Source organism: Candidatus Phycosocius bacilliformis, assembly GCF_003112735.1.
GTDB lineage: Bacteria > Pseudomonadota > Alphaproteobacteria > Caulobacterales > Aquidulcibacteraceae > Aquidulcibacter > Aquidulcibacter bacilliformis.
In genome coordinates this window covers 1-13058 of the sequence record NZ_BFBR01000013.1, presented here as the reverse complement: position 1 = coordinate 13058, position 13058 = coordinate 1, and the positions used below count along the sequence as shown (strand labels likewise).

Below are 13058 nucleotides of genomic sequence, written 5' to 3'. Positions count from 1 at the left end.
TCGCCCTGTTGTTAAGCCCCGCTTTTGGAGCTGGTCTCGTTCTTGGTGGTCGCCATCTTTTTGAGGAGGACCGATTCCTTCATCCATTGTCGCAGCGGTCTGGCAGGATAGCCACCCCAGCTTTCCCCGGCGGGGATGGAGGACAACACCCCGCTGCCTGCCGCAATCACCACACCCGCGCCAATTTGGATATGGTCACCCAAGCCAACGCGGCCACCCATCATCACATTGTCACCTATTTCGCATGAACCGGAGATGCCGCCAAAGGCAGCGATGACCACGCCGCGGCCAAGTTGGCAATTGTGCGCAATCTGGGTGAAATTATCGATCTTACAGCCAATCCCCATCACGGTATCACCGAAAGCACCACGGTCGACAGCGCATAAGGACCCAATCGATACCTCATCCTGCAAAATGACCCGGCCCAATTGCGGCACATCAATGGGTCCATGCGCAGTTGGGGCGACACCAAAACCTGCTTCACCCACCACGCTGCCGGAGGAAATGGTCACGCGGTCGCCAATCAAAGCGCAGTAGAGGGTGACATTGGCCCCGATCCGACAATCGCGACCAATGGCAACGCCAGGGCCAATCACGGTGTTGGGGCCGATGGTGGTGCCGCTGCCAATCTCGACATCTTCCCCCAATACCACGCCCCGACCCAAGACAATTCTGTCTTCCAACTTAACTGAGGCAGGAATTGCCGCGCCATTGGGGTCAAAATCGCGGCGGGCTACCAGTCCTTGGGCGGCCTTGGCAAACACAGCGCGGGGTTCTTTGACCACAAGCGGGGCCACCTCGTGCGGCAAAAGACCCGCATGATCAGCTTGCACCAGACAAGCCCCCGCCTGCGTAACAATGCTGCCGCCGCCTTTGGGGGGACTTTGGCAGAATGCGAGATCTTGAGGCCCTGCCTCATGGAGCGGCGCGCAGGCGGTGACAATCAAGTCCGGATCGTAGCCATCTGGACAAGGGGCCCCAACCAAATGCGCCATATCGCGCAGGCTTTTGGGCCCCAAAAGCCGATAAAAGCGCGGATCGATCATCTCTTCGGCCCCCCGTTGAAAAAGCCTCGTCCTTTAAGCGTTTAATCGCTGAGGCGTGCAAGCCTGACACGCAGAATGCAAAACGCGGCCTCCGGCAGGAGACCGCGTCGAACTTAGCAAAGCCAAACCCCGATTTAGGGGCGCTTGGGGGCTGCAGCTGGCGATGCAGGCGGCCGTGGCAGTGGCGCACCCGCAGCTGGGGCTGGGGCAGCACCGGGCGCAGCCGGAGCCGCAGCGGGTGCTTGCAGGGTGGCACGCACCACATTGATGGTCTTGGTGGTTGCATTGAGGCGCGTGATCAGGTCGCCAGTCATGTCAACACCGGGAATGAAGGCTTCCACCTGATTGGCTGAAATCGCGATCAGGCCATTGCGGGCAACCAAAGTCTGTTGCAGCACAGGCGCAACTGCCTTGTTGAAGGCGTCAAACGCATTGCGCTCAGTCAATTGCATGACTTGGCTCAAACGCTCTTGCTTCTGCTGGAACTCCGCATTCAGGCGTTGGAAGGCCTCTTGGCGCTGACGACCTGCAGCACTTTGGGAATCCTGCACGCTGCTGGCCAGAATGGCGCGCAATTCAGCTTCGAGCTGACGTTGATCAGGCTCCAGTTCGCGATTGATTTGGTCGCGGATCGCGGTCAGCTTATTGGTCATATCCTGACCGGCCAGGCTGTTCTGAACCAGGCTTGCAATGTCATAGACCACCACGGGGCTGAGCACGGCTGGTGCCGAGGCGGGTGCCGTGGCAGGAGCAGCCGCAGCTGGACGGGCGGGAGCCGCAGCAGGAACCGGGGTTGGGACAGGGGTTGGAACAGGGACTGGCGCGGGCTGGGCCTGAGCCGCCCCGGCGGTCAGAAGAGCTGCGGCAGCAGCCATGACGACGTGTGCTTTCATGTACGTTTCTCCTAGAATGGTGAGGGCTTGACCAGCCCTAGAAATTAGTTGCGGTCGAGAAGCGGAAGGTCTCGGCCTTGTCATATTCCTCTTTCAGGAATGGGTTTGAGAAGTCAAACCGGACAGGCCCGAATGGGGAAACCCAATTGACCGACAAACCAGCTGAGGCACGCAGCGCCAAGCCATCGCGGGTATTCTGATAAGTCCCGTAATTAATATCACCCTTGACCTTATCGACAGGATCAAGCCCGCCCAAGGTTCCAACATCCACAAAGAGGGCTGCTGTAATGCCGTAGGACTCTGGCAATGGTGTTGGCACCGTCAGCTCAAACGAGGCAATACCATAGGCTTTTCCACCCAACGCATCGCCATAGATCGTGCGGACCTTCTGCGACAAACCATTTGGCTGGGTTGTATCGGGATCGCGAACAGAAAACACCGTCCGCGGGCCAATCCCGGCGATTTCGAAGCCACGGAAGCTTTGACCACCCTTGAAGAAGCGGTCATTGACGCGGATCGTATCGCCACCATAGCCAGCAATATAGCCCGCCGACAGGGTTGCACTCGCCCGCCAGCCCGGGAATAGACCCCGATAAACCCCGCCGTTCAACTCAGTCCGGTGATATTTCACGCCGGTGCCAACCCCAGCCAAATCCTGACTGATAGACAAGTCGAACCCGCGCGTTGGCCGGCGAGGATCATCACGGCGATCCCAGTTGAAGGAATAGCCCGCCAACGAGGTTGTGGTTTTGCCCAAGGAACGACACAGGGCGCTTGCCCCCAAGATTGGAGTGCCATCTGCATTGAAGCACGACACCGATGGGATCTCATTGGTATCGTTGCGGAACGTATAACGCAGGCCCAAGCTGCGATCTTCAGCCAGCGGGAAGCCGCCGCGCAGACCAAAGCCCGTTGACTGGGTCAAAAAGCCTGCTTCGCGCAGATAATCTTGCTCGATCGAGAAAACATCAATCCCCGCAGCCAGATTACGACCGAGGAAGCGCGGTTCAGTAAAGCGGATGTCGATATTCTTGGTGCGTGAACTGGTTTCAACGCGGAAGCGCAGGAATTGGCCGCGACCGCGCAAATTGCGCTGGGAAATCGACACCGCGAAATTATAGGCTTCTTGGGAGGCATAACCCACGCTGAAGGCCAATTCCCCGGTCGCCTGCTCCTCGACTTTCACTTCCACAACTGTGCGGTCTGGTAGCGAGCCGGGCTTTTCCTCAATCTCGACTTCCTTGAAGAAGCCCAGAGCCTTAACCCGGTTCTTAGACCGGTCGATCAGAACGCGGTTAAACGCGTCACCTTCGGCCAGACGCAACTCACGGCGGATCACTTGGTCGAGGGTTGCCGTATTGCCGATAATGTCGATCCGTTCGACATAGACCCGCGGGCCCTCGTCGACGTCAAAAACGATATTGACCTTTTTATTGTCGCGGTCTGCCGTTTCACGTGGCCGCACATCGACGAAGGCATAGCCCGCCGAACCGGCTGCGAACGTAATTGATTCAATGGCCTTCTCAACCAAGTCACGCTGGAACATCTCGCCCGAGCGGATCGGAACAAAGGCGCGCAGCACATCGCCGCTAAGTTTGGAATTCTTCGTGTTGACCGTGATGTCGCCAAAAGTGAATTTGGGCCCTTCTTCAACGGCATAGGTGACGAAGAAGTCCTTTTGGTCTGGCGTTAATTCAGCCACAGCAGACTTCACCCGGAAGTCGTAATGGCCTTCATTGAGGTAGAATTTGCGCAATTGTTCGCGGTCATATTCCAGCTTGTCGGGGTCATAATTGTCCTTGCTGGAGAAAAACCGCCACCATTCTGATTCTTGGGTCACCACGACGCTTTTGAGCCGGGAATCTGAAAAGGCTTGGTTGCCGATAAAATTGACCTTGCGGATGCCTGTTGTGCGGCCTTCGGTGATTTCGAAAATCAGATCGACCCGATTGGACGGCAACACCTTGATCTTGGGAACAATGGTGGCTGCAAATTTACCAGAGCGGCGATAGACTTCCTGCATCCGACGAATATCGGCCTGCACACGGTTCTGGGTGAACCACGAGCGCGGACGGATTTGGACTTCCTTTTCCAGCTTGTCCTTGGTGACCGCGCTATTGCCCTCAAACAGAACTTGGTTGACGGTCGGATTCTCGGCCACTTTGACAACCAAGGTCTGACCGCGCTGTTCAAACTCCACATTGGCGAAGAAGCCGGTGGCAAACAGTGTCTTCAGAGCAATATCGATCCGCTCGGAACTAAAGGCTTCACCGGGCTGGATGGCAACATAGGCCAAGACTGTGGCGGTCTCGATCCGTTGATTGCCTTCGACTTGGACACTGGTGATGATCTGGGGCGCAGGCTCGCTCACGCCGGCTGATTGCTGGGCAGATGCAAGAGAACCATAGCCAGCGTTCAGGGCCAATGCCGCCGCGCCGCAAATCAGCAGACTTTTCAGGGTTGCCATAAACGAGCCCGTTAAACCTTGTTCCAAGCCCACCCTTGTGGTGGCGCTGTTGTTGAAGACATGCTGGATAAACAATTTGCCACGCCAATCCTAGCCCGCCGCGACAAACCCTTTCAGCAGATTGAAGAGTCCAGCCCGTTCAAGGTCCTGGACAGTGGCAAACACAAACAGACTGAGAATGCACACAAGCCCGACCTGGAAACTGACAGCCTGAATTTTTTCAGGAATCGGTTTGCCCCGGATTGCTTCAGCGGCATAAAAGACCAGATGCCCGCCGTCGAGAACTGGCAATGGCAGCAAGTTCATGAAACCGACAGCAATTGACAGCACGGCAGCCAGCCGAACAAGGCCAATCCCGACCGATTCCGCAATTTCAGCGGCATTGGCATTAGGCCCGGCATTATCGACTGAGTTTTCTGTGACTTTGCCGGCAATCTGGTAGATTCCCAGTGGGCCATTCAAATGGCCTGCCGACATGCCACCACGGACCAAGGCGGTGATGAAATTGATCTGGGTATTGATGATGGCAACGGTTTGTTCGCCGCCACGCACCACAGCTTCAATCGGATTATAAGTGCGATGCTCGATCGTGTCGGGGGTCGTGCGGGTTTCAATCCCCATCAGACCTTGGGTTTCCTTGTCGCCAAACGGGGTCTCGCGCGCAACAATCTTTGGGGTAACAGAGACTGGGATTTCAGCCCCGTCACGCTTCAAGACCAACTGCATTTCCTTGCCGCCCGACACCATGATGGCTGTCTGCAACTCAGCAAAGTCATCAATGCGACGCCCATTGACGGCCACAACCTCATCACCTGCTCGCAACCCTGCCTCTTGGGCTGCCCCGCCAGGCAGGATGCCGGTTATCAATGGCCGCTGCACCGTTTCGCCAAAAATCGCAAAAAACACAGCAAAGACCGCAATGGCGAAAGCAAAATTGAAGGCAGGCCCGGCTGCGGTCACCGCAGCACGCACGCCAACCGGTTGGGCATAGAACAAACCACTGGATTTGTCGGCTTTGGGTTGATCAGGGTCAGGCTGTGAGGCAGCGTCCTTATCGCCGGTGAATTTCACATAGCCGCCCAGCGGCAAGGCCGCGATCCGCCAGCGAATGCCAGCCTTTGACGTCCACGCCACGACTTCAGGCCCAAAGCCAATCGAGAAGGAATCAACCTTGACCTTGAACCAACGGGCGACTTGGAAATGCCCATATTCATGAACGAAAACCACCAGACCCAACACAGCCGCAAAAGAGGCCAAGCTGACGGCGATGCTGCCGATATTATCCAACATGTTATCCTGAACTCCGGCTGTGGAGGGCCCTGACGCTCACCCTAAGCTGAGACGAAATTGCGCTTCCCGATCTGTCGCACGGCGATGGCACGGCTTGCCTGATCGGCTGCATAGACATCGTCCAAGTCTCCCAAAGCAGCATCCATGCCAAGTCGGCAGGCTTCCTCCATGGTTTCCGACACGATTGCGGCAATTTCTGGAAAGCCAACATTACGATCCAGAAAGGCTTGCACAGCCATTTCGTTGGCAGCATTCAGGATGGTGGGTGCTGACCCGCCCTTGGCCAGAGCTGTTCGGGCCAAGGTCAGGGCGGGAAAGCGTTGTAAATCAGGAGGTTCGAAATCGAGCTTGCCGATGGCTGCCAGATCGAGCCGCGGGGATGACGTGATGAGTCGGGCCGGCCATGCCAAGGCATGGGCAATGGGGATGCGCATATCAGCTGCACCTAATTGGGCTAACACACTGCCATCTTGATACGCCACAAGGCTGTGGATAACCGATTGAGGGTGGACCAATACATCAATTTGGTGTTCGGGCATCCCAAAAAGGAGCGCTGCCTCGATCAATTCAAGGCCCTTATTCATCAAAGTGGCACTATCGACCGAGATTTTCTGCCCCATCGACCAATTGGGATGCGCGACGGCTTGTTCAGGTGTGGCCGCAGCAATCGCCTCGGCTGTCCAAGTCCGGAATGGGCCGCCTGAAGCCGTCAGAATGAGTTTTTCCACCCGATCGGAGCGGTCGAGGACCTGGAAAATCGCATTATGCTCACTGTCAACGGGCAAGATAGTGCCACCGCCATCGGCAACAGCCTTGAGAAACAAGGCCCCCGCACAGACCAAACATTCCTTGTTGGCCAGCGCAATCTGGGCACCCCGGCGCGCGGCAGCCAAGGCCGGGGCCAAGCCGGCAGCGCCGACAATAGCGGCCATCACCACATCAGATGGCAGAGCGGCCGCGTCGATCAAAGCCTCAGGTCCCAGCCCAATCTCAACCGCCTGCCCTGAGAGGGCGGCCCGCAGCTTGTCGCCATGGCGAGGGTCGCCCAAGGCCACAAATCGCGCGCCGGTGGCTTTGGCCTGTTCAGCCAAGCCCTGCCAATCTTGATGGGCGGTCAGCGCGACAACCTCAAAGGCCTTCGGCTGGCCTGCGGCGCGGGCACGTTCGTTGGCTTCAGCCACCACGTCCAAAGTTGCCAAGCCAACTGAGCCGGTGGCCCCCAGAATGGTCAGGGATTTGGTCTGGGTCATGTCAATGTCGCCCTCAAGCCTGGAACCAGCAGCAATAGAGCCACAAACGCCAGAGCTGCTGCCAAGTGACCATCCAGTCGGTCCAGCACCCCGCCATGACCGGGGATCACCCCAGATGCATCCTTCACCCCATAATAGCGTTTGGCAAGCGACTCTAAGAGGTCACCTCCTTGGGCAATGACGGCGAGGAACCAACCGACCAATGCCCACATGAGCGGATCCGCCCCCGAAATCAGGCCATAAAGATAGCCTGCTGCAATGCCAGCCCCGGTTCCACCCAGCGAGCCTGACCAGGTCTTATTGGGGCTGATGATGGGAAATAACTTTGGCCCGCCGACCACCCGACCGACCAGATAGGCCATGGAATCGGTGGCCCAAACAATGGCAAATAGGCCAAACATCAAGGCCCTACCTGTCTCGTCCTGCCCACGCAAACCTGCCAGCGCCCAACCCGATAGAGCCAGATACACCGACCCGGTCATTGCCAGAAAGCCAAACTCCTTGGGCGATCGCACCAAAGTTAGAAAAAAGCCAAAGGCAGCCAAAGCTTCATAATTGCGGGGTAAAAGCACAAAGCACAGGCCGCACAATGCTGCCAGCAAAGACCGCGGCACTAAATCTTGAGCCTTCGGGCAAATCATGCGGCCCCATTCAAAAGCCAGAGCCGCCATAACGGTTGCGGCCAGAAGCGCCCAACCAAGCCCGCCAAACCAGGCGCAAGCCAGACTAAACACCACCATGACAACGGCTGAGATAAACCGGATCGGCAAATCCCCACCCAGCTTGCTGGCAAGCTGGTCAATCGAAAAGCCGGCGGGCTTGGGGTCATTCTCCGGCGTCGTACTCAAAGCTACAGGCCCCCATAGCGCCGGTTTCGCTGGGCGAAGACCGCCAAGGCTTCCTCAAGCTGGGCGCGACCGAAATCAGGCCACAAGGTGTCGAATACCAAAAACTCGGCATAAGCAGATTGCCAGATCAGAAAGTTCGATAGCCTTTGCTCACCACTGGTGCGAATGACGAGGTCGGGATTGGGCCAGTCGCGGCTGGGCAGGAATTGGGTGATGGTTTCAGGCCCGATGCTGGCTGGATCAATCAAGCCGGCTGCGGCTTGGCGGGCAATTTCTTGCGTGGCACGGGCGATCTCGGCCTGGCCACCGTAATTGAAGGCGATGACCAAAGTCATCACCTGATTGGTTTCAGTCTGCTTTTCGGCCTGATCCATCAGGGCCAGAATGTCCTCGGGCACACCCTCACGCTCACCCAAGACCCGCACGCGCACCCCCGCACGATCAAGTCGGGTCAGGTCGGAGCGGATAAACCCGCGCAGAAGTCCAAACAGGGCTTCAATCTCATCGGGAGGTCGCCGCCAGTTTTCTGTCGAAAAGGCATAGACTGTCAGCACCTCAATGCCGAGATCACCGGCAGCCTCGACCGTGTTGCGCAAAGCCTGCACACCGGCAGAATGACCAAAGGCGCGCGGCATGCCGCGGGCCGACGCCCAGCGGCCATTACCGTCCATAATGATGGCAATATGGCGCGGACGTGCACGCTCTTCCCCCCCGCGCCCGGGCGAGAGATGATGGGCGGCCTTTGCGGCCCATTCAGCGAGCGCGCCTGCCATCTTAGACTTGCATAATCTCTTCTTCCTTGGTCTTCATGGTCGTGTCGACCTGTTTGACAAAGGAATCAGTTACTTCCTGGACCTGTGTGGAGAGTTTCTTCAGCTGATCTTCGCTGATGTCGCCATCCTTCTCAGACTTCTTCAGCTGTTCCATCGCGTCGCGGCGGACATTGCGAATGGCAACACGGGCGGCTTCGGCATATTTGCCCGACAGTTTGACCAGTTCACGACGGCGCTCTTCATTCAAAGGGGGAATGGGGATGCGCAACATCATGCCATCAATCACCGGATTAAGCCCGATGCCGGCATTGCGAATGGCTTTGTCCACTACATTCACCATGGACTTCTCCCACACCGTGACCGTCAACAGGCGCGGCTCTGGCGAGGAAATGGCCCCGACTTGGTTAAGCGGCACCATCGCCCCGTAGGATTCCACCATGACGGGCTCAAGCAGGTTCACATTGGCACGGCCTGTGCGCAAGCCCTGAAAATCGCTTTTAAGTGCAGTGATCGCGCCTTCCATGCGGCGCTTGATGTCCTGGATGTCGAAGGTCGGCATGTTCAATTGTCCGTAATGACGGTGCAGACTCCGGTGCCTGCAAGCACCTCGGCCAAACGCCCGGGTTGACGAATGTTGAAGACGATGATGGGGATATTGCTGTCACGCATCATGGAGACGGCTGAGGCATCCATGACTTTAAGGTTTTTAGCCAGAACCTCCGTGTAAGACAATTTGTCATAGCGGGTGGCGGTGGGATCGGTCTTTGGGTCAGCTGTATAGACCCCGTCCACTCCGGTTCCTTTCAGCAAGGCATCGCACCCCATCTCAGCGGCCCGCAAAGCAGCCCCTGAATCGGTTGTGAAAAACGGGCTGCCGACCCCGGCTGCGAAAATGACAATACGGCCCTTTTCCATGTGTCGGATAGCCCGACGGCGAATATAGGGCTCGCAGACCGTCTGCATCGGGATGGCGGATTGCACGCGCGTGTGGACGCCAATGCTTTCAAGGGCCCCCTGCAACGCCAGCGCATTCATAATGGTGGCCAGCATGCCCATATAATCGGCTGTGGCCCGCTCCATCCCTTTTGCGGCACCTGAAATGCCACGGAAGATATTGCCACCGCCAATCACCAGACACAGTTCGATACCAGAATCGCGGGCTGCTTTCACATCCCGGGCAAAGCCCAGACAGGTCTCCTGATCAATCCCGAACTGGCCATCGCCCATCAAGGCTTCACCGGAAATCTTCAATAGGATCCTGCGTGGCTTGTGATCCTTAGACGGTGCGACTTCACTCATAATGCTGCGTCTCCCAGCTCTGGACGGGGCTTAGCATGACTCGCCCGAAAGCATGCAGGCAGGTCTTCTGACAGACCAAAGGCGGCACGCCAAGCATGCCGCCTCAATTCTTGTCAGCAAACCGTCACACCCGACCGCTTGCAAGACACCCGATCAGCCAAACCGGCCGACCGCGATGCTGCTAGCCGATCAGGTCCCGCTCAAAGCGGCGACTTCAGCTGCGAAGTCGTCTTCTTTCTTTTCAACGCCTTCGCCCAGCTTGAACATGGCAAAGCCGGTGACTTCGGCACTGATGCCAGCTGCCTTGGCCGCTTCTGCCACATAAGCAGCAACAGTCTGATCTGGGTTCATGACGAAGGGCTGTTGCAGCAGCACGACTTCTTCATAGAACTTCCGAATGCGGCCTTCGATCATGCGCGCGATGACATCCTCAGGCTTGCCGCTTTCGCGGGCCTGTTCGGTCAACACCTGACGCTCACGCTCCACCACGGCAGGGTCGAGATCGTCGGTCTTCAGCGACAAAGGTGCGGTCGCGGCAATATGCATGGCAACCTTGCGGCCAATGTCGGTCGCGCTTGCTGCATCACCGCTGGTTTCCACCCCGACCAGCACGCCGATGCGGCCAAGGCCCTCACCGGTTGCGGTGTGGATGTAAGATGCCACAACGCCTTGATTGACCGACACTTTGGCCATACGGCGCAAGGTCATGTTTTCGCCAATTGTGGCGATCAGATTGGTCACAAAGTCGCTAACGGTGCCCTCGCCCGATGGGGCAGGTGCGCCATTGAGTGCATCCAAGCTGTCATAGCCATGGGCCAGCTTGGTGATGCCGCTAACAGCGGCTTGGAATTGCTCATTGCGCGACACAAAGTCGGTCTCGGCATTAAGCTCGACCAGAACGCCCGTATTGCCGGCGACATAGACGCCAACAAGGCCTTCTGCCGCAGCCCGATCAGCCTTCTTGGCGGCCTTGGACAGACCCTTGGCGCGCAACCAGTCGATTGCCGCTTCGATGTCGCCATTGGTTTCAGTCAGCGCTTTTTTGCAGTCCATCATGCCGACGCCGGTCTTCTCGCGAAGATCCTTAACGAGGGCAGCCGTAATCTCGGCCATAATCGCCTCCAGGGATGAGAGTTGGTTTGAGGTCACCCCGCCCGACGCGGGCGCAGAGCGGGGTGGAAAAATCAGGCTTCTGCGACGGCTTCCTCAGCCGCCTCGGCTTCAGCACCGGTTTGGGCCAACACAGGCTCAACCGGATTTTCGGCCGCACCAAGGTCAATGCCCGAAGCAGACTGGCTGTCTGCCAAGCCATCGAGGGCAGCGTCTGCAATCAAATCGCAGAACAATTGGATCGACCGGGCAGCATCATCATTGCCAGGAATGGGGAAATCGACTTCGTCGGGATCGCAATTGCTGTCGATGATGGCCGCAACAGGAATGCCCAGCTTCTTGGCTTCCTTGATCGCAATGGCTTCCTTGTTGGTGTCGATGACAAACATCAGGTCGGGAATGCCGCCCATGTCGCGAATCCCGCCGAGTGAGCGCTCCAGCTTTTCATATTCGCGGGTCAGGTTGAGGATTTCCTTCTTGGTGAGACCGGCAGGCGCATCGCCCTGCACAATGGCCTCAACCTCACGCATGCGCGCGATTGACTTGGAAATCGTCTGCCAATTGGTCAATGTGCCACCCAGCCAGCGGCTGTTGACATAATATTGTGCGCAGCGCTTGGCGGCTGCGGCCACCGGGTCAGATGCCTGACGCTTGGTGCCGACGAACAACACGCGACCACCTTTGGCCGTCACATCGCGCACCCGCAGCAACGCCTGGTGCAACAAAGGAACCGACTGCGACAGGTCGATGATATGAATATTGGCCCGCTCACCAAAGATGAAACGCTTCATCTTGGGGTTCCAACGGTGGGTTTGGTGTCCGAAGTGTGCGCCTGCTTCCAGCAATTGGCGCATGGTGAATTCTGGCAGTGCCATGGTCTGTCGATCCTTTTTCCGGCTAGCCTCCGCGGACAGGAGCGGCCTCACCATGAGAACCGCGCCGGATGGACGAACGAGCCCGCCCCATTACCGCAGCAACCAAAGTCACCGAAACAACAGGAAAGGGTTCGCGCGCCGCGAGCCCGCGTGCGTGATGGCGGTCATGTAGGCAAACCGCCCCGAAAACTCAAGGCCTGTGGGCAGTTGCAGATGTCGATGGGGATGCTTCAGCCTCACAGGTCCCGGCATAAGCCTGCCGATAGGCGCTATCAAAACAAGCGCCAAGTCGGTCAACCACATCCAGATTCATCGGCCAGACTGGGCCGGGCCTCTTAAAGCGGGCTTCAAAATCGGCGACCGCTTTGTCCCAATTTTTGGGCTTCGGCAGGGCGGCAAGTGCCGCCCGCGCATGGTCAAACGCCTGTTGATCACGGCGCAAGAAGGCAATTGTGGCATCCGCATAGAGATTTTGCGCTTCATCGCCTTCGGGCTTGGTGGCCAGAAAACTCTCAATGGCTTTATTCGTATGACCTGCCGCGGCCCACATCTGCCCCTGATGCCACAGCAAATTTGCCCGGTGTGCCGAAGGGATCGTGTCACCATGTGTGGCGATATAGGTCCCTATCATTTTGGCCGCGCGGGCCTCGCAACCTTGCTGATCGGCGACCGCCCGCCAGCCAGCTTGGGAATCGTGGTCAAATTGGGCAACAGAAAGCCCAAGGAACTGGGCAGCGGCCACCTCTGGCAGCGGACATGTCCCCGCCTCCCCCACTGTCTCGCATGCCGACATGGCCAAAACGGCGGCCACCACCATGAATGATTTCATTCAAGCTCCAACGCGAAAACTAGCTAAAAAGACAAGACGGGTAGAAAAGAAAATCATTTGGGCCTGATTGGGGCAGACGTGGTTCTAAATGCTGGTGCTGAAAAAGCACCCGCTCGTATTCGCCCTTGTCGCCATAGGGGCTAACACTGGTTTGTATCATTGCACTCTTTCAACGATGTCATCCCCGCCGAAGCGCAGCGAAGAGCGGGGACCTCCATGCGACAGTGCGGCACAAGGTCCCGGATCGGCTTCGCCGTCCGGGATGACAGCCGATTATATGTTTTCACCGAAACACTTCTCAGACTGAAACCAACACCCCCACCCCCGCTTGCACATCAAAGCAGGGTCACAGCTATAATAAGGTGATCATGGGTATTG

At 57.6% G+C, this 13058-nt stretch carries 12 protein-coding genes; all 12 read right to left on the bottom strand.

Annotated features, from left to right (window positions below; all coding sequences use genetic code 11):
- Positions 1 to 11: 11 nt before the first annotated feature.
- The 12 genes from lpxD to PbB2_RS15210 all read right to left on the bottom strand — a co-directional run bounded on the left by lpxD (position 12) and on the right by PbB2_RS15210 (position 12680).
- Positions 12 to 1046 (bottom strand): UDP-3-O-(3-hydroxymyristoyl)glucosamine N-acyltransferase, encoded by a 1035-nt coding sequence (gene lpxD, locus PbB2_RS15265; protein ID WP_108986252.1) that lies wholly within the window; start codon positions 1044 to 1046, stop codon positions 12 to 14.
- A gap of 134 nt (positions 1047 to 1180) precedes the next feature.
- The gene (locus PbB2_RS15925) at positions 1181 to 1939 is read right to left on the bottom strand and encodes an OmpH/Skp family outer membrane protein (protein ID WP_192576387.1); all 759 of its coding nucleotides are present in this window, start codon (positions 1937 to 1939) and stop codon (positions 1181 to 1183) included.
- Positions 1940 to 1976: 37 nt separating this feature from the next.
- Positions 1977 to 4439: an outer membrane protein assembly factor BamA gene (gene bamA, locus PbB2_RS15255; RefSeq protein WP_420887473.1), complete on the bottom strand. Its 2463-nt coding sequence runs from the start codon at positions 4437 to 4439 to the stop codon at positions 1977 to 1979.
- Between the two features lie 57 nt (positions 4440 to 4496).
- Entirely contained in the window at positions 4497 to 5696 is a 1200-nt protein-coding gene (locus tag PbB2_RS15250; RefSeq protein ID WP_108986251.1) for a M50 family metallopeptidase, read from the bottom strand.
- A 41-nt stretch (positions 5697 to 5737) separates the two neighbouring features.
- Positions 5738 to 6946 carry a 1-deoxy-D-xylulose-5-phosphate reductoisomerase gene (gene dxr, locus PbB2_RS15245; RefSeq protein WP_108986250.1) on the bottom strand — a complete coding sequence of 403 codons (1209 nt, stop codon included), beginning with the start codon at positions 6944 to 6946 and terminating at the stop codon, positions 5738 to 5740.
- Complete coding sequence (locus PbB2_RS15240) at positions 6943 to 7794, bottom strand: phosphatidate cytidylyltransferase (RefSeq protein WP_133245854.1); 852 nt, start codon at positions 7792 to 7794, stop codon at positions 6943 to 6945. Before PbB2_RS15240 ends, dxr begins: the two co-directional genes overlap by 4 nt.
- A 2-nt stretch (positions 7795 to 7796) precedes the next feature.
- Positions 7797 to 8567: an isoprenyl transferase gene (locus PbB2_RS15235; RefSeq protein ID WP_108986249.1), complete on the bottom strand. Its 771-nt coding sequence runs from the start codon at positions 8565 to 8567 to the stop codon at positions 7797 to 7799.
- A 1-nt stretch (position 8568) separates the two neighbouring features.
- Positions 8569 to 9126, bottom strand: a complete 558-nt coding sequence (frr, locus tag PbB2_RS15230) for a ribosome recycling factor (RefSeq protein WP_108986248.1) — start codon at positions 9124 to 9126, stop codon at positions 8569 to 8571.
- Between the two features lie 2 nt (positions 9127 to 9128).
- A complete protein-coding gene (pyrH, locus tag PbB2_RS15225; RefSeq protein WP_108986247.1) occupies positions 9129 to 9866 on the bottom strand; it encodes a UMP kinase in 738 nt (245 codons plus the stop codon).
- Between the two features lie 189 nt (positions 9867 to 10055).
- Entirely contained in the window at positions 10056 to 10979 is a 924-nt protein-coding gene (gene tsf / locus PbB2_RS15220; RefSeq protein ID WP_108986246.1) for a translation elongation factor Ts, read from the bottom strand.
- A 71-nt stretch (positions 10980 to 11050) separates the two neighbouring features.
- On the bottom strand, positions 11051 to 11851 hold the full coding sequence (gene rpsB / locus PbB2_RS15215; RefSeq protein WP_108986245.1) for a 30S ribosomal protein S2: 801 nt from the start codon (positions 11849 to 11851) through the stop codon (positions 11051 to 11053).
- A gap of 190 nt (positions 11852 to 12041) precedes the next feature.
- Positions 12042 to 12680: a hypothetical protein gene (locus PbB2_RS15210; protein ID WP_108986244.1), complete on the bottom strand. Its 639-nt coding sequence runs from the start codon at positions 12678 to 12680 to the stop codon at positions 12042 to 12044.
- Positions 12681 to 13058: the final 378 nt, after the last annotated feature.